At 66.0% G+C, this 19,072-nt stretch carries 17 protein-coding genes; 7 read left to right on the forward strand and 10 right to left on the reverse strand.

The annotated features are described in order from the left end of the window. Window positions 1–61: 61 nt before the first annotated feature. From CH262_RS24905 to CH262_RS24925, 5 genes are all read right to left on the reverse strand, one after another. Window positions 62–1,210, reverse strand: coding sequence for a pyridoxal phosphate-dependent aminotransferase (locus CH262_RS24905; RefSeq protein WP_094718698.1), 1,149 nt, complete (start codon window positions 1,208–1,210; stop codon window positions 62–64). A gap of 313 nt (window positions 1,211–1,523) precedes the next feature. Continuing rightward, entirely contained in the window at window positions 1,524–2,360 is an 837-nt protein-coding gene (locus tag CH262_RS24910; protein WP_094718699.1) for a DUF559 domain-containing protein, read from the reverse strand. 264 nt (window positions 2,361–2,624) lie between these two features. Beyond that, complete coding sequence (gene purD / locus CH262_RS24915) at window positions 2,625–3,875, reverse strand: phosphoribosylamine--glycine ligase (RefSeq protein ID WP_094718700.1); 1,251 nt, start codon at window positions 3,873–3,875, stop codon at window positions 2,625–2,627. Window positions 3,876–3,951: 76 nt separating this feature from the next. Beyond that, window positions 3,952–5,943 (reverse strand): glycosyltransferase family 39 protein, encoded by a 1,992-nt coding sequence (locus tag CH262_RS24920; RefSeq protein WP_094718701.1) that lies wholly within the window; start codon window positions 5,941–5,943, stop codon window positions 3,952–3,954. Further along, window positions 5,940–7,211: a bifunctional glycosyltransferase family 2/GtrA family protein gene (locus tag CH262_RS24925; RefSeq protein WP_094718702.1), complete on the reverse strand. Its 1,272-nt coding sequence runs from the start codon at window positions 7,209–7,211 to the stop codon at window positions 5,940–5,942. The genes CH262_RS24920 and CH262_RS24925 overlap by 4 nt, the downstream gene beginning before the upstream one ends. Window positions 7,212–7,299: 88 nt before the next feature. Here CH262_RS24925 and CH262_RS24930 point away from each other — a divergent pair, with 88 nt between their 5' ends. Next, a complete protein-coding gene (locus CH262_RS24930; protein ID WP_032367529.1) occupies window positions 7,300–7,725 on the forward strand; it encodes an HIT family protein in 426 nt (141 codons plus the stop codon). Window positions 7,726–7,735: 10 nt separating this feature from the next. On the opposite strand, the gene CH262_RS24935 is transcribed toward CH262_RS24930, so the two are convergent. Continuing rightward, the gene (locus tag CH262_RS24935) at window positions 7,736–8,260 is read right to left on the reverse strand and encodes a winged helix-turn-helix transcriptional regulator (RefSeq protein ID WP_094718703.1); all 525 of its coding nucleotides are present in this window, start codon (window positions 8,258–8,260) and stop codon (window positions 7,736–7,738) included. Between the two features lie 74 nt (window positions 8,261–8,334). Between CH262_RS24935 and CH262_RS24940 the strand changes: the two genes are divergently transcribed. Further along, on the forward strand, window positions 8,335–9,717 hold the full coding sequence (locus CH262_RS24940) for an MFS transporter (RefSeq protein ID WP_094718704.1): 1,383 nt from the start codon (window positions 8,335–8,337) through the stop codon (window positions 9,715–9,717). Here the strand turns inward: CH262_RS24940 and CH262_RS24945 are convergent. Both CH262_RS24945 and CH262_RS24950 read right to left on the reverse strand, forming a co-directional pair. Beyond that, entirely contained in the window at window positions 9,700–10,356 is a 657-nt protein-coding gene (locus tag CH262_RS24945; protein WP_094715658.1) for a response regulator, read from the reverse strand. The two genes, CH262_RS24940 and CH262_RS24945, sit on opposite strands and share 18 nt — an antisense overlap. Further along, complete coding sequence (locus CH262_RS24950) at window positions 10,353–12,017, reverse strand: sensor histidine kinase (RefSeq protein ID WP_094718705.1); 1,665 nt, start codon at window positions 12,015–12,017, stop codon at window positions 10,353–10,355. The genes CH262_RS24945 and CH262_RS24950 overlap by 4 nt, the downstream gene beginning before the upstream one ends. A 169-nt stretch (window positions 12,018–12,186) precedes the next feature. Between CH262_RS24950 and CH262_RS24955 the strand changes: the two genes are divergently transcribed. The 3 genes from CH262_RS24955 to CH262_RS24965 are packed head-to-tail and all read left to right on the forward strand — an operon-like array spanning window position 12,187 to window position 15,118. After that, window positions 12,187–13,572: a CitMHS family transporter gene (locus CH262_RS24955; RefSeq protein WP_057473649.1), complete on the forward strand. Its 1,386-nt coding sequence runs from the start codon at window positions 12,187–12,189 to the stop codon at window positions 13,570–13,572. 35 nt (window positions 13,573–13,607) lie between these two features. Beyond that, window positions 13,608–14,018, forward strand: a complete 411-nt coding sequence (locus CH262_RS24960) for a universal stress protein (RefSeq protein ID WP_027495792.1) — start codon at window positions 13,608–13,610, stop codon at window positions 14,016–14,018. Beyond that, window positions 14,015–15,118, forward strand: a complete 1,104-nt coding sequence (locus CH262_RS24965) for an AbrB family transcriptional regulator (RefSeq protein WP_094718706.1) — start codon at window positions 14,015–14,017, stop codon at window positions 15,116–15,118. Before CH262_RS24960 ends, CH262_RS24965 begins: the two co-directional genes overlap by 4 nt. A gap of 5 nt (window positions 15,119–15,123) precedes the next feature. Here CH262_RS24965 and CH262_RS24970 read toward each other — a convergent pair whose 3' ends face one another. Continuing rightward, window positions 15,124–16,536 (reverse strand): HAMP domain-containing sensor histidine kinase, encoded by a 1,413-nt coding sequence (locus CH262_RS24970; protein ID WP_256988979.1) that lies wholly within the window; start codon window positions 16,534–16,536, stop codon window positions 15,124–15,126. Next, on the reverse strand, window positions 16,533–17,240 hold the full coding sequence (locus CH262_RS24975) for a response regulator transcription factor (RefSeq protein ID WP_027495789.1): 708 nt from the start codon (window positions 17,238–17,240) through the stop codon (window positions 16,533–16,535). Before CH262_RS24975 ends, CH262_RS24970 begins: the two co-directional genes overlap by 4 nt. 96 nt (window positions 17,241–17,336) lie before the next feature. On the opposite strand from CH262_RS24975, the gene CH262_RS24980 reads away from it, so the two are divergent. Together CH262_RS24980 and CH262_RS24985 are read left to right on the forward strand one after the other, a co-directional pair. Continuing rightward, on the forward strand, window positions 17,337–18,341 hold the full coding sequence (locus tag CH262_RS24980; protein WP_094718707.1) for a permease: 1,005 nt from the start codon (window positions 17,337–17,339) through the stop codon (window positions 18,339–18,341). Next, window positions 18,338–19,072, forward strand: coding sequence for a TIGR03943 family putative permease subunit (locus CH262_RS24985; protein ID WP_094718708.1), 735 nt, complete (start codon window positions 18,338–18,340; stop codon window positions 19,070–19,072). The genes CH262_RS24980 and CH262_RS24985 overlap by 4 nt, the downstream gene beginning before the upstream one ends.

Genomic DNA, 19,072 nt, shown 5'->3' on the forward strand with positions numbered 1-19,072 from the left:
AGCGCTTTCCTGTCGTTCCGCAGGCTCCACTCCTGCCTCGTAGCCTGCTACGAGTTTCCATTCACATGCGACGTAGTCGCTCCAACGCTTCTTCGACGTCGGACGTGGTGCCCGCGAACGAGAATCGCACCGTGTGGTTCCCACGGACGGTGTCGAAGTCGACGCCGGGTGCCAACGCGACACCGGTCTCGGCCAGCACTCGGGCGCACCAACTACGCGAGTCGTCGGTGAGATGCGCGATGTCGGCGTACACGTAGAAGGCACCGTCGGCCGGAGCCAGATCGGTGATACCCAACGCAGGCAAACCGTCGAGCAGGATCCTGCGGTTGACGGCGTACCGCTCGACATGCGAATCCAGCTCGCGGCGCGACTCTTCGGTGAACGCCGCAATGGCTGCCACCTGCGAGATCGCCGGCGGGCAGACCGTCATGTTCGACGCCAAACGTTCGACGGCCCTGCGCAATCGGGCCGGCAGCAGCATCCAGCCCATGCGCCACCCCGTCATCGAGAAGTACTTGGACACCGACCCGATGGCCACGGATTCCTTCGACGTCTCCCAGGCGCTCGACGTGTGTGCGTCGCCGTAGGAGATGCCGTGATAGATCTCGTCGGAGATCAACAGGGTTCCGTGCTCGTCGCACCAGCGTGCGATGGCGGCCAGCTCGTCGGGGTCGATGATCGTGCCGGTGGGATTGGCCGGACTGGCGACGATGAGCCCGGCAGGCGGCTCCGGTAGTTCGTCGAGCATCGCGACAGTGGGCTGGAACCGTGTCTCCTCCACACAATCCAGTTCGACGACGCGACAGCCCAACGCCGCCAACGTGTTTCGATATGCCGGGTACCCCGGCCTGGCCATGACGACGGTATCCCCCGCGTCGAACGCAGCGAGGAACAGCAACGTGAATGCGCCCGACGACCCAGTGGTGATCACCACGTCGTCGGCCTCGACGGTGATGCCGTACCGCGTGCTGTGATAATCCGCGATCGCTTGCCGTAGCGGCAGAATGCCCAGCGTTTCGGTGTACCCGAGCAAATGCGAATCCAGAGCGTCTCGGGTGGCGCGCAACACCGGCTCGGGTGCCCTGGTCGCCGGCTGACCTGCGGCAAGAGACAGCACATCACCGTGAGTACGCGCCCGCTCGGCCGCCGCGGCGAACACATCCATCACGTGGAACGGCTCGACCTTCGATCGCTGCGATTCACTGTGCATTCCATCGACACTACTGACCTCATCGCCCACAATTTCGCGGCAGGCACGGGATTGTGCGGGCCGAACAGGTGAGCTGGGTGCCCACAATTCCGCGGCAAGCACGGCATCCCGCCTCCGGCCACAAATAGTGGACACTCAGCACAGTTCGGCCGAACAGGCGAGCTCACTGCCCACAATTCCGCGGCAAGCACGGGATCGCGCCTCCAGCGACAAATAGTGGACACTCAGCACAGTGGAGCCGAACAGGCGAGCTCACTGTCCACAATTTCGCGGCAGGCACGGGATCCCGCCTCCGGCCACACATAGTGGACACTCAGCTCAGTGCCTTCCGGCGACGTCGAACGGTCTCGATGATCTGGCGCACCACGGCGTCGAGGTCGGTCATCACCAGCGCGGCCGAGTATCGCAGCACGAGCCACCCGTCGAGTTGCAGTGCGTTCTGGCGCACTCGGTCGTTGGTGAACACCCCCGGCGCGCTGTGGAATTCACGGCCGTCGATCTCGATGATCACCCGGGCTCGACGGTCCAACAGATCGGCGAAGTACTGCCCCACCGCCGCGTTGATCTCGAGAAAGTAGCCTGCCGCGGTGAGTGCGCGGGCCACCAGTCGTTCCGGTTCGGAGAGCGTGCGTGGGCAGCACTGTCGCAGCTGCTTCTTCGCTTCGGTGACCCCTGCCATTCCGGCCGACTTCGCGCATTGCGTCGCCAATCCGCGTTTGCTGACGGACCCGCTCAGCGCTGCGTCGACGAACGGTTCCAGGGCTGCCCCACCGAGTGACGCCGACACGTCGACGATGCACTGCTCGATCGTCACGACAGGGAGGGCGTCGACGAAACTCGTCTCTCGAATGGTTCGACGATATGCGCGGAGCCACGAAGGGCACCGCGCTCGCGTGCTGCGGGGCACGGTGATGTGCACCTGTTCGGGTTCGTCATCGATCAGGTTCCACCACCACGCCGCAGTCAGGTGACTGAGCACCGCAGCCGGTTTCCACAGCGTCGCGGCGACGCATCGCTCGCGGAACGACGGCTCTCCAGTGCAGTAGACGCCCGGCAACAGCCGAGTCAGTGTGCCGACCCTGGCCCGATAGTCGATTGCCCCTGCGCTGACGCCACTGTCGAGTAGTTGCTGTCTCGTGAATACCCCCATGGTCGAACAGCTTCGCGCTCGAGAACCGTTCGCGGGAGCCCGATCCGAGAAATGTGGACAACGCGAATGCCTGTGGACAACTGGGCTCAGTGTCCACTTTCCGAGCCGGCGATCGGGATCCCGTGTGCTACGGCAAATAGTGGACACCCAGCACAGCTAGCCTCAGCAACTGGGCTCAGCGTCCACTCTCAGCCCCGGCCATCGGGATCCCGTGCACGACGGCAAATAGTGGACACTCAGCACACCTGCTTCGCGTGCATCGACCTACAGCGAGATGCGACCCTCCACTGCAGCGAGGCCGATGTCGGTGCGGAAGTGACTGCCCGGCAATCGGATTCCGGCGATCCGGGAGTAGGCGTCATCTCGGGCGGCGGTGAGGTCGAATCCGGTGCCGACCACACTCAACACGCGTCCGCCCGCAGACACCACCACTCCGTCCTTGACCGCAGTGCCGGCATGCAGGACGCCTTCGCCCTCGGAGCCGAGAATCTCGTCACCGGTGCGGGGGCGACCGGGGTAGTTCTCGGCGGCGATGACGACGGTGACCGCCGCGCCGTCCTTCCAACGCAGCGGGGGCAGTGACGCCAGCGTGCCGGTGGCCGTCGCATTCAGCGCCTCGCCGAGCGGCGACTCCAGCAAGGCCAGCACCGCCTGTGTCTCGGGATCACCGAAGCGACAGTTGAATTCGACGACGGCCGGGCCGTCGGCACCCATCGCGAGGCCGGCGTACAGCAGACCCGAGAACGGCACGCCACGCTTCACCATCTCGGCGGCAACGGGTTTCACCACGTCACGGACGATCTCGTCGACGGCACCTTCGGGCAACCATGGGAGTGGGGTGTACGCGCCCATGCCCCCGGTGTTGGGGCCGGTATCTCCGTCGCCGACGCGTTTGTGGTCCTGCGCGGGCAGCAGCGGAACCACGGTCTCGCCGTCGACGAGGCAGAACAGGGACACCTCGGGGCCGTCGAGGAACGACTCGAGCAGTACCGGGTGACCGTTTTCGAGGAGTTCGGCGGCGTGGTCGCGGGCGACGAGGCGGTCGGTGGTGACGACGACGCCTTTGCCTGCGGCGAGTCCGTCGTCCTTGACGACCCAGTTGGGGCCGAATCGGTCGAGGGCGGCATCGAGCAGTGCGGGCGAGTCGACTATTTCGCTGTGTGCGGTTCGCACGCCTGCCTTTGCCATGACGTCTTTGGCGAAGGCCTTGGATCCTTCGATGCGTGCGGCGTCGGCCGACGGGCCGAACGTGGCGATGCCGGCCTCGCGCAGAGAATCGGCCACTCCGAGAACCAGGGGCACCTCGGGCCCGATGACGACGAGATCCACCTCGAGCTTCGTGGCCAGTGCTGTCACCGCCTCACCGGATGCCACGTCGACGGCGTGCTGTTCGGCGAGCGTGGCTGTGCCTGCATTGCCGGGAGCGACGAACAGTTTGTCGACCGACGGGTCGGCCTTCAACGCAAGTAGAAGGGCGTGCTCACGAGCACCGGAACCTATGACGAGTACGCGCACAGTGCATCAGACTATCTGCTCGACGCCGACGGGCCCCGCACCTGTCGTGATGCGGGGCCCGTCGGGGATGGCGAGATTACTGTGTCAGGTCGTACAGCGTGACGTTGTCGACGGTGGTCGCGGTGAAGTTCTCGGTCACCCATGCCGAGATTTCGGCCGAGGAACCCGACTCCCTGCCACCCATACCGCCGCCTCCGATGAAGTAGTGGATTCGGCCGTCGGCCACGTACTGCTGGAACTCGGCCAGCGTCGGCGACGGGTCGGTTCCGTTGAAGCCGCCCACGGGCATGACGGGATCCTCGGTGGCCAGTTGATAACCCGCCGCGGTGTTGGCACCGATGGCCGCCGCCACCCAGGTGTACGAACCTGCGTCCTGTTCGAGCATTGCGGTGACCTCGGCGGTCGGGGTGCTGCCTTCGAGCAGTCCACCCATACCGCCGCCCATGCCCATCTCGGCTCCGCCCGGCAGCTGGCCGGCCTGACCCGGGAGTCCCGCCGGTGGCTGCATTCCGGCCGGCATCTGTGCACCGGGAGGCAGCTGCATTCCACCCGGCAGACCACCCTGCCCGCGCCGGCCCTCACCCATGCCGCCGAATCCGCGCATACCGGTGTTCGGCCCGGCGGACACGATCGATCCGGTGTGCGGGGTGCCGATCGTGTCCACCGCGTACGCCGTCGGCCCGGCCAGTCCGGCGAACATCACCGCGAGAATCGCGACCGCGGCGAGCCTGCCGCGAGTGAGGGCCGGAATCAGCAGAGCCACCACCGCCACCACACCGACGACCAGGATCGCCCACTTCAGCCACGGCACGAAGCTCGCGCTACGGCCGAGCAGCACCCACGCCAGTGCGACGGTCGACGCCACCGCGAGCGCCATCGCGATCCGGACCCACAACCGCTGTCGTTCGCGCCACAGCACAACACTGCCGATACCGACGAGCGCAGCGACGGCAGGCGAGAGTGCGACCGTGTAATACGAGTGGAAGATGCCGGCCATGAAGCTGAACGTCAGACCGGTGACGAGCAGCCATGCGCCCCATACGATCAACGACACGCGTTGCGCATCGGTGCGAGGGGCTTTTCCTCGCAACACCAGCCCCGTCACCAGCAACAACAATGCGGCGGGAATGAGCCAGGCGATCTGGCCGCCCTGGGAGGCGTCGAACATGCGGAGGATGCCGGTCTCGCCCCACATCGACCCGCCACCACCACCGCCCGGGGTGACGCTTCCTGTCTCGTTGCCGCTGAGTCGGCCCAACCCGTTGTAGCCGAGAGTCAGTTCCAGAATCGAATTGTTCTGCGAGCCACCGACCCACGGCCGCGAGGATGCCGGCCAGAATTCGACGATCAGCAACCACCAACCGGCCGAGACGATCATGGCTCCGAGTGCGGCGAACAGTTGCAGCACTCGAGTGCCGAGTTTGGGCGGCCCGGCGATCAAGTACGTCAAGGCCAGCGGCGGTACGACGAGCATCACCTGAAGCTGCTTGGTGAGAAAGCCGAATCCGACGAACATACCGGTGATCAACAGCCACTTGGTCTTTCCCGATTCGACGCCTCGCAACATGGCCCAGACGGCGGCGATCATCAGTAGCACCAGCAACGCGTCGGGATTGTTGAACCGAAACATCAGTGCGGCAGCGGGAGTCAGCGCCAGCACCAGTCCGGCGAGCAACCCGGCGGCCGCACCGAATCGGCGGACGACGACGGCTCGCAGCAGCGCAACGGAGGCGACTCCGAGCAGCGCCTGCGGCACCAGCATCGCCCAGGTGTTGAGCCCGAACACCCGCACCGACAACGACATCAACCACAGCGACATCGGCGGCTTGTCGACGGTGATCGAGTTGGCGGCATCGGAGGATCCGAAGAAGAAGGCCTTCCACGACACCGAACCTGCCTGTATCGCTGCGGAATAGAAGGAGTTGGCCCAACCCGAGGCACCGAGTCCCCAGATGTATGCCACGCCCGTGCCGATCAGCAGAGCGGTCAACCCGAGGAGTTCCCACCGCCGGGAGGTCGCCGGCTCGGTCGGCGCGGCCGCGGACGGCCGTTCGATCGTCGTGGTCATCGGTTCTCCCCCAAAGGATCGGACACCGAAAGATCGGACACCGAAAGATCGGGCTCCGGATTACGGAAGACCCACCGCAGTGCGACGAATCGGCACACGGTGGCAACGAGATTGGCGACGACGAGAACTGCGAGTTCGACGTGCCGCGACACGTCCGGGGACCAGGCGTGCAGTATCGCGAGCGAGCCGCTGGTCATCAGCAGCGCGAAGCCGAAGATCGCCAGACCCTGCAGCTGATGCTTACCCGCGCTCGCGGGCCCTCGGACGCCGAAAGTGAAGGCACGGTTGGCCGCTGTGTTCAGTACCGCGGTGATGAGCAGTCCGGCGAAGTTCGCGGCCTGTGCCCCGATCATGGGATGCAGCACCAGATACAGCAGTGCGTAGGCCACGGTGCTCGCGACACCGATGATGCCGAATCGCACCAGCTGGCCGATCATTCCGTGCGGTACACCGGCCACGAGCGGCTCCCGTCCCAGGCTTCGACGCAGTTCGGCGACGGGGAGCATTCCGGTCGCAAGGGCACGACCGACGCGCCAGCATCCCTGCAGATCCTTGACGGCGGTATCGAGGAGGTGGACGCTGCTGTCGGGGTCGTCGACCCAATCGACCGGCACCTCGTGAATCCGTAGGCCGACCTTCTCGGCGATGACGAGCAGTTCGGTGTCGAAGAACCATCCGGTGTCTTCGACGAGTGGAAGCAACTGGCGAGCAACATCGGTGCGCATCGCCTTGAACCCGCACTGGGCGTCGGAGAAGCGGGCGCGCAGCGAGGTGCGCAGGATGAGATTGTAACTGCGCGAGATCAATTCACGTTTCACTCCGCGAACGACCCGGGACGACCGGTTCAGCCGAGAGCCGATGGCGATGTCCGAGTGACCCGACAGCAATGGAGCGACGAGCGGCATGAGGGCGTTGAGGTCGGTGGACAGATCGACATCCATGTAGGCAACGACGTCGGCGTCGGACGCGAGCCACACCGCTTTGAGTGCCCGCCCGCGTCCTTTCTCGTCGAGGTGATGAACCCGAACTCCGTCGATCTCGTCGGCGAGCCGATGCGCCACCGCAAGGGTGCCGTCGGTACTTGCGTTGTCGGCGATGGTGATCCGCGACCGAAACGGGATCCTTTCCTCGAGATGCTCGTGCAGTCGACGAATGCACTTCTCGAGATCCGCCTCTTCGTTGTACACCGGGATGACCACCTCGAGCGTGGCCGTTGCGTTCGAGCCGGGCCGGTGGCCTGCTGCTCGGGCGAGGTAGTTCGTTGTCATGAGGCAACACTCGTGTGTGCAGCTGGACCCACGCTGCGACGAACCTGGCAATCACCTGGGAGACGCCCCAATAAGGCATTCTGTCCCCATGGCTTCTATTTTCAGCAAGATCATCGCAGGTGAGATTCCCGGACGGTTCGTCTGGCAAGACGACGACGTCGTGGCGTTTCTGACGATTGCCCCCGTCACTCAGGGACACACGTTGGTGGTTCCGCGTGAGGAGATCGATCAGTGGCAGGACGTCGACGGTGCCGTGTTCGCCAAGATCACTGCCGTCGCGCAGATCATCGGTCAGGCTGTCAGGACGGCGTTCGACGCGCCCAGGGCCGGGCTGTTGATCGCCGGTCTCGAGGTGCCGCACCTGCATCTGCACGTGTTTCCGGCGTACGACATGGGCAATTTCGACATCTCCGGTGCGGATCCGAACCCGTCCGCGGAGTCACAGGACGAGGCTGCCGACAAGCTTCGAGCAGCGCTACGCCACCTCGGGCACGAGGCTCACGTCCCTAACTGATGCGCCTTGCTCAGCGCAGAGGTGCCAGTAGCCGTCGGCGCGTTCGTAGCTGCGTCGATACCGCGTCGGATCGGTTGTCCGGGTCGTAGCCCGGCCCGACGTCGGTGTCGATGTCGCGTGGGCCGGGTGCGACGCCACACTCGGGGCACAGTCCGAGCGGTCCCAGATCTGTCCCGCAGGACGCATGAAGAAATCGGCGACGTGTGCCCGTCGGCTTGGGGTTCTGTTCCTCACCCCAGTAGCTCAGGGCGTAGACGGCCGGCCACAGTCCTTCGAGGGCGTGCGTCGGGACGTAGTCGTCGTGGCCGCCGCCGTGGGCTCGGGCTTGCCGGTCGAGCAATCCGGCATCGACCAGGGTGCCGAGCCGTTGAGCCAGAACTGCCTTGGAAATGTCGAGGTGGACCTGGAAGTCGCCGAAGCGTCGGACCCCGAAGAAGCTGTCGCGCACGATGAGCATGGTCCAGCGCTCGCCGACGAGTTCGAGCGCGCGGGCCAAGGGGCAGTCCTGGCGGGCGTAGTCGGTTCCGAGTGCCATGCGCCGATCGTACAGTCTGTTGACCGAACCAAGTTGGCCGTTTACAGTTCGATCACCAGACCAGAGAGACGACGATGACCGACACTGCACCCACGCCCGCCGGCACCACGAACGGCACCCGCGCACTGGCCGTCGCCGCATCCGGCACCTTGTTGACGCTGATGGCGTTCACCGCTCCGCTCGCGACGATCAACAGCACCGCGCTGAACCTGATGTCGGACGCAGCGGGACGGACCTGGATTCTGAGCTCGATGAGCATCGGCCTCGCCGCCGCGTTGCTCACCACCGGGACCGTCGCAGACGACTTCGGCCGTCGCCGCACCTTCGTACTGGGAGCAGCCGTTCTGGCCGTCGGCGCAATCGTCTGCGCTGTCTCTCCCAACACCCTCATCTTCGTCCTCGCTCGCATCCTGCAAGGCCTCGGCGGCGCGGCGGTCGTCGCATCGAGCCTCGGCATCATCGCGCACACTCACCCCGCCGGGCCGGTGCGCGCCAAGGCCAGCGGAGTCTGGGGTGCCAGCGTCGGGGCCGGCATCGCGCTCGGCCCGCTGCTCGCCGCGCTCCTCGACCGGTGGGCCAGCTGGCGTGAGGCGTACGTGGTCCTCGCGATCGCCACTCTCGTGCTCGCCGTCGTCGCGCAGCTGCGCGTCGAAGAATCCATGTCCGACGCCCCGCGCGGCCTCGATCCGGGCGGCGCGGTGCTGTTGGCCACGGGCATCGGCGCACTACTGGCCGCGCTGGTCGAGGGGCGGCAGGGGTGGACCGCCGTGACTCCCATCGTGTTGTTCGTTCTCGCCGCCCTCCTGCTGCTGGCCTTCGTCGCGCTCGAATTGCGCAGTGCGAGCCCGATGCTCGATCTCATGTTGTTTCGGCATCCACCGTTTCTCGCCGCCACGGTCGCCGCCCTGGCCACGGGCGGCGGGATCATCGCACTGATGTCGTACATGGCCGGGTTCGTGGGCACCGCGCTCGGCATCGATGCCCTCGGGGCAGCGATTCTGCTGTTCGCGTGGTCGGCGACCTCGGTCGTCACCGCCCTGCTGGCTCGGCGAATCCCGGCCGCCATCAGCGGCCGGACCCAGCTCGCCGCCGGACTGATCGGTGTGGCACTCGGCATGGTGATGCTGACGGGCCTCGCCGCGGACGCCGGCTGGCCTCGGCTGCTGCCGGGACTGCTCGTGGCGGGCGTCGCCAGTGGCGTCCTCAACGCCGCGCTGGGACGCGAGGCCGTGGCCAGCGTCCCGCCCGGACGCGGCGGTATGGGCAGCGGGGCCAACAACACCGCGCGCTACGTCGGATCCGCGGTCGGGGTCACCGTGGTTGCGGTGGTCGCCGTGCCGGCCGGCGATCATGCCGCGGCAGCTCTGGTCACGGGCTGGAACACCGCGGCTCTGCTCACCGCGGCCATTTCACTCGTCGGAGCTGCGGTCGTGGCGATGTCACGCACCCGGCGGTAGCGAGTACTCCTGCTCGGGACGCCCGGTCGATCCGTACCGCAGTTGCATTCGCAACCGACCCTTGGACACCAGGGTGGCCAGATACCGCTGGGCCGTCGCTCGCGAAATGCCGATGGCCGCAGCAACTTCTCCGGCCGACATCGGCTCCGCCGTCCCGCGCACCGCGTCGAGCACCAGGTCTCGGGTGACCGACTGCGAGGCCGGTAACGGAGCCGCAGCGCGCGGGCGGAGGGCGTCGAGCCCACCGTCGATGTCCGCCTGAGTCAGTTCGTCCGTGCGGTCGAGCGCGCCGCGGTATGCGAGATATCCGGTGAGGCGATCGACCAGCGCCGAGCGTGGAAACGGCTTGATCAGATACGTCCATGCGCCCGCGGTCATCGCCGAGCGCACCGTGTGCTGATCCGCAGCAGCGGAGAGCACCACCGCGTCACACGGTAGTTCTCGCACCAGGTCGATACCGGATCCGTCCGGTAGATAGACGTCCACCAGTGCCAGGTCGAACGACTGTGTCGTCAGCAGCTCGCGTGCCTGGGCGATACTCGTCGCCACTGCGGCCACTTCGTACTGGTCGAGCGAATTCACCAGTGCCGCATGCAGATCTGCGACCCTGAAGTCGTCGTCGACGACGAGAACTTTCATTGCGTCACCTCTTCGATCAGTAGTGCGTCGGGAATCGAGGCGATGAACACTGCGCCTCCGCGATCGTTGTCGGCCGTGATCTGCCCGCCGGCATCGGCCAACGTCACTTCGCCGCCTCGGGTTCGCGCGATCTGTCGGCTCAGTGCCAGTCCCACACCTCGGCCACCCGGCGTATCTGCCGTCGACTTGGTCGAGACTCCCTCGACGAACACCTGCTCGGGCGCCAACGCAACGCCGTCACCCGAATCGACGACGACGATATGCAAGGTCGAATCCTCCTGCACCAGCTCGACTTCCACTTCGGCAGGTCGACGTGCACCGAGCCGTGCTGCGTCGATGGCGTTGTCGATCAGGTTGCCCAGCACGGTGGTGACGTCCACCGGTCCGACCATTTCTCCACCGACCCAGGTGTTCTCCCCCAACACCAGTCGCACGCCACTCTCGCGCGCGTGTGCCGCCTTGGCCGTGAGGAAGGAACGTAGGTAGGCGTCGGAGACCGCATCGATGCCCTCGACCGCCTCCGATCTCGGTCCGACACCGAGAATCTCGTCGATGTACTCCGACGCCCGATCGGGGTGGCCCTCGTGCAGCAGCCCACTGACCAGATGCATCCGGTTCGCGAACTCGTGTCGCTGGGCGCGCAGCACCGCGGACATCGACTGCACCGCGTCGAGTTGACGCGTCAGTGCCTCCACGTCCGTTCGATCTCGCACGGTGAGTACCGTTCCCAGATCTCGATTGTCACGCAGCACCTTTCGCGCCGCCGCGATGACGACGACCTCGTCGACGGCCGCGAGTACCGGCTCGCCCGTAGGGATCTCGATGACCTCGAGCAATCTGGGTGTCAGACCGATGTCCTCCACGCGCATTCCCGGCTTCCCCTCGATCGAGAGCAAGGTGCGCGCCTCGTCGTTGACGACGGTGACGATGCCGTCCGGATCGATGGCCACCACGCCTTCGCCGATGCCGTGCAGCACCGCCTCCTGCTCGCGCACGAGCTCGGCGAGTTCCTCGGGTTCGAGGCCCAGGGTCAGCCGCTTCCACCTGCGCGCCAGCAGGATCGAGCCCAGCACACCCAACAGCAGGACTGCGCCGGTGACTAGTGCGCCGTTGATCAGATCCTTCACCAGCTCGGTTCGCACTGCCGTCGTGGAGATTCCGACGCTCACTTCGCCGATCACGACGTCTGCCGAGCCCGGAGCCAGGATGGGCACTTTGGCACGGACGGAGTCGCCCAGTGTGCCGCGTTCGGATTCGACGACCTCGTTGCCCGCCAACGCCCCGGACGGATCGGTGCTCACCCGTTGCCCCAGGACGGTCGGATCCGGATGTGCCAGGCGCAGTCCCCGGTCGTCGGTGATGACGACGAACAGTGCGTCGGTGCGCTCCCGGGCGCTTTCGCCCGTCCGTTGCAGCGCACCGCCTGCCAGCACTCCGGCCGGCGCAGCATCGGTGCCCGCGGTGTCCGCGGCCGAGAACTGCCCCACGAGCGAACGCACCTCGGGGTCGGAGGCTACGGTCCGCGCGACCGCGAGTGCCCGCTCGCCGTACTCCTCGCTGGCCTGTTCGCCGCTACTGATCGCGAATACTCCGAACGCCACTGCCAGCGCGACCGCAACCAACGCGGCCTGCAGCAGCAGCACTTGAGTCCTCAATCGCACCAGCCAAGGCTAGAGCGAGAGCTGCTCGAGCACAATGCGCAAAAGGCTCTTTACGTTGCTTGCGCGGGTAGTGCGCACAACGGCGAACATGTGATGCCGGTTACGTAACTTCAGTCACAACACGTAGTCCAACCGGACCCACCTCACACATTTCGAGAAGGAGTGCACGATGTTGGTGATACTCGGCTTCCTCATGGTAGCCGCCTTCATGTTCTTGATCTTGACCAAGAGAGCCACGCCCGTCGTCGCACTCACCCTCGTCCCCGTCATCTTCGGTCTGCTGGCCGGCGCGGGACTCGGCATCGGTGACATGATCACCGACGGCATCAAGTCCCTCGCTCCCACCGCGGCCCTGCTGTTCTTCGCCATCATCTTCTTCGGAATCATGATCGACGTCGGACTGTTCGACCCACTGGTGCGCGGCATCCTGCGTGTCGTACGCAACGACCCGATGAAACTCGTTGTCGGAACGGCCATTCTGGCCATGGTCGTCTCGCTCGACGGCGACGGCTCGACCACCTTCATCATCGTCACGTCCGCACTGCTGCCGCTGTACCTCAAACTCGGTGTCAGCCCGGTCATTCTGACGGTCGTCGCCGGACTCGCCAACGGCACGATGAACATCATCCCGTGGGGCGGCCCGACGGTTCGCGCTGCATCCGCTCTGGGAATCTCCCCGTCCGACGTGTTCGTTCCGATGGTTCCGTCGATGATCGTCGGCCTGATCATCGTGCTGCTCTTCGCCGTTCACCTCGGCATCATGGAGCGTCGACGCATCGGCAAGCTGATCTACGAACCCGAGCTGGTTGCATCCGGCGGTGGTGGAAGCATCCGCAAGGGCGGCAAGGGAACCGGCGGAGCAGGAACCGGCGGATCGGACGGCTCCGGCGAATCGGGTCAGTTCTTCGACGGTCTGGACCCCAATCGCGACACGCTGCGCCCGAAGTTGCTGTGGTTCAACGCTGCTCTGACGGTCGTTCTCCTCGTCATCCTGGTCATGGACATTCTTCCCATTCCGGTGCTGTTCATGATCGCTGCCTCGATCGCGCTGACGGTCAACTTCCCGAAGGTCAAGGAGCAGGGCGACGCGATCGCTCGGCACTCGTCCTCCATCGTCTCCGTCGTCGCCATGGTGCTCGCCGCAGCAATCCTGACGGGCGTCTTCCAGGGCACCGGCATGGTCGAGGCCATGGCCGAGTGGCTGCTCAACGTCATCCCGTCGGGAATGGGCCCGTACCTGGCCGTCATCACCGGCATCCTGAGCATCCCGCTGACGTTCTTCATGACCAACGACGCCTTCTACTTCGGCATCCTGCCGGTGCTCACCGAGACCGCAAGCAAGTACGGCATCGACCCGGTCGAGATGGCCCGCGCCTCGATCACCGGTCAGCCCGTCCACCTGCAGAGCCCGCTGGTTCCGGCCATCCTGCTCCTGGTGACCCTGGCCGGAGTCTCGCTGGCCGATCACCACAAGAAGGTGTTGTGGCGAGCGGTGGTCGTCTCCCTCGCGATGCTGGCGGTCGGCATCGTCCTCGGTCAGATTCCGTTCGGCTGATCCCTCACCCCCACCTTCCTGAAAGAGACACCGTCATGACTGTTGGCGTACTGCACAACAATTCACCCGAGGGCCGCGCAGCACTCGCGGCCGCCGTTCGAGAAGCTCGGATCAGAGAGACCGATCTGGTCGTCCTGCACGCACTGTCGGGATCGGCCGAGCCGTCCGCCGAGGCAGGCGAAACCGCTGCGGTCTCCACCTCAGTAGAGACCGCCTTGGCCGACATCGACAACGCCGAGGCCGTGGCCTGGACCGTGGCGGTGGGTCGCCCCGATCCCGACGCCGTGAACACTCTGCTGACTCTGGTGGAGGAGCAGAAGTCCGAGATCCTCGTCGTCGGCTCCCGGCACCGCTCGGCAGTCGGCAAGTTCCTGATGGGACAGACGATTCAGCGCCTGCTGCTCGAAATTCCGGTTCCGGTTCTACTGGTCAAGTCCGGAGCGTGAATGTTGCCGACAAGGTGACGACCGTAGTGCGGCACAGCCTCCGATGGATCGGCCTCGCGGCCGTATCCGTCGGGGGCTGCGCCCTTTTCGCGAGTCTGGGCCTGACCGCGCCGTCGCTGTTCGCCGCACTCGTCGTCGCCGTGGTGTTCGCATTGACCGGGTTGGGTCCGGCCGCGGTCCCCCGTCCCGCGTCCATGGCAGCGCAGGGCACGCTGGCGGTGACGATCGGACTCATGCTCGACACCGACACCCTCGCTGCGCTGGGAGAGAACTGGCTTCCCGCGGTCACCGTCGGGTTGGCAACCCTGATCGTCAGTGCCGGCTGCGGTGCCCTGCTGGCACTGCACCGCGACGTCGATCCGGTGACCGGAGCACTGTCTCTGATTGCCGGTGGCGCAACAGGTCTGGTGTCGGTCGCCCGCGAGCTCGGCGGTGACGAGCGCATCGTCGCCGTGGTCCAGTACCTTCGCGTGGCGTTGGTGGTCGTCACGATGCCGTTGATCGTCACCTTCGCCTTTCACACCGACACCGGTGGCACGTCCGGTAGCGACGAGGCGTCGACGACACCGTGGTACATCGGCACGGCCTTTCTGATCGGTGCCGTCGTCGTCGGAATCCTGCTCGCGAAAGCGATCCGACTCCCCGCCCCCGCCACGCTCGGACCCTTGATCGTCGCCGGAGCCTGCGAGCTACTCGGCTGGCCCGTCGACATCGCCGTCCCGGAAGTCCTACTGCCGTTGGCGTTCATCGTCATCGGATGGCAGGCGGGACTTGCCTTCACCGTCGCCAGCCTGCGGGCCATCGGTCGCATCTTCCCGTGGGCCGCGCTGCTCGTACTCACGATCGGTCTGATCTGCGCACTCCTGGGCTGGGCGCTGTCCGCCGTCACCGGAGTCAGCATGTTGACCGGTTATCTCGCGACGACGCCCGGCGGACTGGCCGCAGTGCTCGCCGTGTCCGCGACGACGGGATCTGACGTCACGTTCGTCGCCTGCGTTCAGGTGATCCGGCTGGTGTCGATGCTCGTGGCCGCGCCCCTCGCTGCTGCCGCGTACACCAAGATCGCCGAACGCAAGAAGGATCGGTCCATGGCCGGGTGAGCAGATCAGTCTGCAGCCCTGGGTAGTTCGACCCGGAACGTTGCACCCGCGCCGGGAGTACTTCGCACGTCCACGGTCCCGTTGTGGGCGGCGACCAGGGCTGCGACTATGGACAGGCCGAGCCCACTGCCCCCGCTCTCACGGGTCCGGGACGAGTCGGTGCGATAGAAGCGCTCGAAGACGTGAGCTGCTTCCTCCTCACCCAGCCCAGGGCCGGTGTCTTGCACCTCGAGTACCACCGACTCCTCGGTGGTGCCCACGCACACCGTGATCGACGCGGACTCGGGCGTGTGCCGCACTGCGTTCCCCACGAGGTTGGCCAACACCTGACGCAGCCGGGCATCGTCGCCGGCGACCTCCGGAATACCTGGTCCTGCCGATACCTTCAACGAGATGTCGCGTGCGGGCGAGACGGCCTTCGCATCGTGCACGGCATCGGCGGCGATGGTGAGCAAGTCGACCCGACGTACCTCGAGGGGACGCTGGGCATCGAGTCGCGCGAGCATGAGCAGATCCTCGACGAGCAGTCCCATGCGCGCCGATTCGCCCTCGATCCGCGTCATCAACAATGCGATGTCGCTCATCGCCCCCTGCCGGTACAGCTCGGCGAATCCCCGGATGGTCGTCAGCGGAGTCCGCAGTTCGTGGCTGGCGTCGGCGACGAACCGGCGCATCCGATCCTCGGATGCCCGCGCCGCTTCTTCCGAGGCGGCGGTCGCTGCGAACGCCCGCTGTATCTGCGAGAGCATTCCGTTCAACGCCGCCGACAGTCGACCGACTTCCGTTTTCTCGCTGCGGTGGGGCACCCGCCGGTGCAGATCGCCTGCGGCAATCGCGGCTGCCGTCGTCTCCACCTCACGCAACGGCCGCAGACTGCGCCGCACCACGAAGTAGGCCACCACGCCCAACATCACCAATACCGCTGCCCCGATGTACAACTGGAGCACCATCAGTCGGCTGACGGTCTGCTGATTGGGACCGAGCGGGATACCCACCGTGGTGGATCCGTCACTGTTGGTCACCGTCATCACGCGCCACTGTTTCCCTGGGTCGCTCTCGGAGCCGACCGTCGTCGGGCGATCGGCGGTGACACCGGATAGATCCGGAACACTTTCTGCCACATCGTTGATGGGTCCCCGTACGGTGCCGTCGTTCGCCACGGACCGGACGTAGAAATTCGACGGCGGGCGACCAGGATTGGGCTCGCCGATGGGTGGAAGTGGGCGGGAGTCCGGTTGCGCCCAACCCCGAGATGCCTCGACCAACTGCTGATCGAGGCGACGCATCAACGACGTCTCCAACGAGGACGTCACCGCGACACCCGATGCCAGCAGTCCGAGCCCGACCAACAGCAGCAGGGCCGCAACCAGAGTGAAGCGCAGCGGGATGTCCCCCAGCCGTGAGCGGAGGCCGGTCACCGCGGCTGCCGCATGACGTAGCCGACGCCCCGCAACGTGTGGATCAATCGGGTATCGCCCGTGTCGACCTTACGACGCAGATACGACACGTACGACTCCACCACTCCCACCTCACCGCCGAAGTCGTAGTGCCACACGTGATCCAGAATGCGGGGCTTGCTCAGCACTGTTCCGGCATTGACCATGAAGTACCGCAGCAGTGTGAACTCGGTCGGCGAGAGCGAGACCGGCTCGCCTGCCTTCCACACCTCGTGGGTGTCGTCGTCGAGTTCGATGTCCGCGAACGCGACTCGCGACGATTCCGTCTCCTCGGTCCGACCGGACCGGCGCAGAATCACCCGGAGCCGAGCCACCACTTCCTCGAGGCTGAACGGCTTGGTGACGTAGTCGTCCGCGCCGAGCGTCAGACCGGTCACCTTGTCTTCCACGGAATCTCGCGCCGTCAGGAACAACGCCGGAGCATCCACTCCGTCTGCGCGCAGCCTGCGCAGCAGACCGAAGCCGTCCATGCCCGGCATCATGACGTCGAGGATCAGTGCCTCGGGCCGAAAGGTACGCGACTTGTCCAGGGCCTCGGGGCCGGAGGACGCCGTCGCGACCTCGAATCCCTGGAACTTGAGACTGACCGCCAACAGCTCGACGATGGTCGGTTCGTCGTCGACGATCAGTACACGCGCTTCGGGGGTTTCGCTCACGGTGTCCATCATCGCGCGCGTTGCTGCTCGTCCGCTGGACTCTCGCTGTGAGGTTGCTGTGAGCCCCGGCAGAGAGGGGCCCAAGAGAGGGCATGATGGAGCGCGATGCTCCCTGCGAACACCGATCGCCGCACGAGGCGCAGGCCGACGGTCACTTCCATGCACGTATTCGCAACTCTGCTCGTGTTGGGCATCGTGACAGGTCCGTACCTCGCCGAGTGGGTCGCCGCCTCCCCTGCCCTGCGAACCGGAGCCACCGTCTTCACCGGGATCTTCGTGCAGGCGACGCCGTTCCTGGTGCTGGGCGTGCTCGTCAGCGGCGGCATCGCCGCGTTCGTCTCCCCGGCGGTGCTTCGACGCGTGGTCCCGAGAAACGAGCCCGCGGCGGTCGGTGTGAGCGGACTCGCCGGGATGGCGCTGCCCGGGTGCGAGTGCGGAGCTGTTCCCGTCTCCCGGCGGTTGATGGATCAGGGAATGCCGACGTCGGCGGCTCTGGCATTTCTGCTGTCGGCACCGGCGATCAACCCCGTCGTTCTCGTGTCGACTGCGGTGGCCTTTCCTGGTGAGCCGGCGATGGTTCTCGCCCGGTTCCTCGCCTCGCTCGCCACGGCCGTGGTGATGGGCTGGCTGTGGACGCGATTCGGTAAGGCCGAGTGGATCACCGCGCGGCTGGCGGATCGAGGTCACGATCACGGAGGCACGAGGTGGGAGACGTTCCGCGAGTCGGCTCGTGCAGACCTGCTGCAGGCCGGGGCGTTTCTGGTGTTCGGTGCCGCGGCAGCCGCGGCCCTGCACCTGGTGATTCCCGATCGGGTCTATGCGCACCTGGCCGGTCAGCTGCTGCTGTCCATCGTGGTGATGGCGGTACTGGCGGTTCTGCTGGCGCTGTGTTCGGAGGCCGACGCGTTCGTCGCGGCCAGTATGTCGATGCTGCCGCTGTTGCCGCGCCTGGTCTTCCTGGTGGTCGGCCCGGCCGTCGATCTGAAGTTGATGGCGATGCAGGCAGGCAGCTTCGGGCGCGGTTTCGTCGTCCGCTTCGCACCACTGACCTTCGTCGTGGCGATCGTGTGCGCCTCGGTCGTCGGCGGATTCCTGATCGGCGCGCGATGAAACGCGAGGTGCAGAACGTCCTGCTGTTCCTCTTCGGCGGAGCGATCGTGAAGATCTCGCTCGACGGCAGCTTCGTTCGATACGTCAAACCGTCGCTGCATCCGTATCTGCTGATCGCGGGCGTGCTGATCGTCGTCCTCGCGGCAGCCTCGATCGTCGCCGACATCCTGCGCGGTGGGCCGACGGACGGCCACGATCACGACGCACGCCCGTATTGGCTGCTGCTCGTGCCGATTGCGGTGATCCTCCTCGTCGCCCCGCCCGCGCTCGGTGTCTCGGCGGTCGGCGACCGATCCGTGGACGCCGTCTCGACCCACGAGAAGACACCCTTCCCGCCGTTACCCGACGGGCAGGCACCGGACGTCCCGTTGCTCGACGTCGTACAGCGGGCGGTCCGAGATTCCGAGGACAGCCTCGACGGCCGGGAGATCAGTGTCACCGGATTCGCCGTAGCGACCGCGAACGGTGGGTCGCCGCGCGTCGACGGCACAACCGACGGCCTCGACCTCGCCCGTGTCCTGATCATCTGCTGCGCGGCCGACGCACGATCCATCCGAATTCATCTGGACTCCAATTCGACTGTCCTCGAGAATGTTCCGGACGGAACCTGGCTGCAGCTCACCGGCACCGTCGACGCGTCGACCGCGACCGAAGCCACCGCCTTCACCCCCACGATGACGGTCTCGACGGCCCGGCGCATCGACCCGCCGACGAACACGTACGCGTACTGA

The organism is Rhodococcus sp. 05-2255-1e, assembly GCF_002259025.1.
Taxonomy (GTDB): Bacteria; Actinomycetota; Actinomycetes; order Mycobacteriales; family Mycobacteriaceae; genus Rhodococcoides; species Rhodococcoides fascians.

Coding starts and splice junctions, on each gene's coding strand:
- CH262_RS24905 (WP_094718698.1), bottom strand. CDS start 1,210: ATGCACAGTGAATCGCAGCGATCGAAGGTCGAGCCGTTCCACGTGATG.
- CH262_RS24945 (WP_094715658.1), bottom strand. CDS start 10,356: ATGAAAGTTCTCGTCGTCGACGACGACTTCAGGGTCGCAGATCTGCAT.
- CH262_RS24985 (WP_094718708.1), top strand. CDS start 18,338: ATGAAACGCGAGGTGCAGAACGTCCTGCTGTTCCTCTTCGGCGGAGCG.
- CH262_RS24925 (WP_094718702.1), bottom strand. CDS start 7,211: ATGACAACGAACTACCTCGCCCGAGCAGCAGGCCACCGGCCCGGCTCG.
- CH262_RS24930 (WP_032367529.1), top strand. CDS start 7,300: ATGGCTTCTATTTTCAGCAAGATCATCGCAGGTGAGATTCCCGGACGG.
- CH262_RS24920 (WP_094718701.1), bottom strand. CDS start 5,943: ATGACCACGACGATCGAACGGCCGTCCGCGGCCGCGCCGACCGAGCCG.
- CH262_RS24955 (WP_057473649.1), top strand. CDS start 12,187: ATGTTGGTGATACTCGGCTTCCTCATGGTAGCCGCCTTCATGTTCTTG.
- CH262_RS24935 (WP_094718703.1), bottom strand. CDS start 8,260: ATGGCACTCGGAACCGACTACGCCCGCCAGGACTGCCCCTTGGCCCGC.
- CH262_RS24975 (WP_027495789.1), bottom strand. CDS start 17,240: ATGGACACCGTGAGCGAAACCCCCGAAGCGCGTGTACTGATCGTCGAC.
- CH262_RS24940 (WP_094718704.1), top strand. CDS start 8,335: ATGACCGACACTGCACCCACGCCCGCCGGCACCACGAACGGCACCCGC.
- CH262_RS24980 (WP_094718707.1), top strand. CDS start 17,337: ATGCTCCCTGCGAACACCGATCGCCGCACGAGGCGCAGGCCGACGGTC.
- CH262_RS24960 (WP_027495792.1), top strand. CDS start 13,608: ATGACTGTTGGCGTACTGCACAACAATTCACCCGAGGGCCGCGCAGCA.
- CH262_RS24910 (WP_094718699.1), bottom strand. CDS start 2,360: ATGGGGGTATTCACGAGACAGCAACTACTCGACAGTGGCGTCAGCGCA.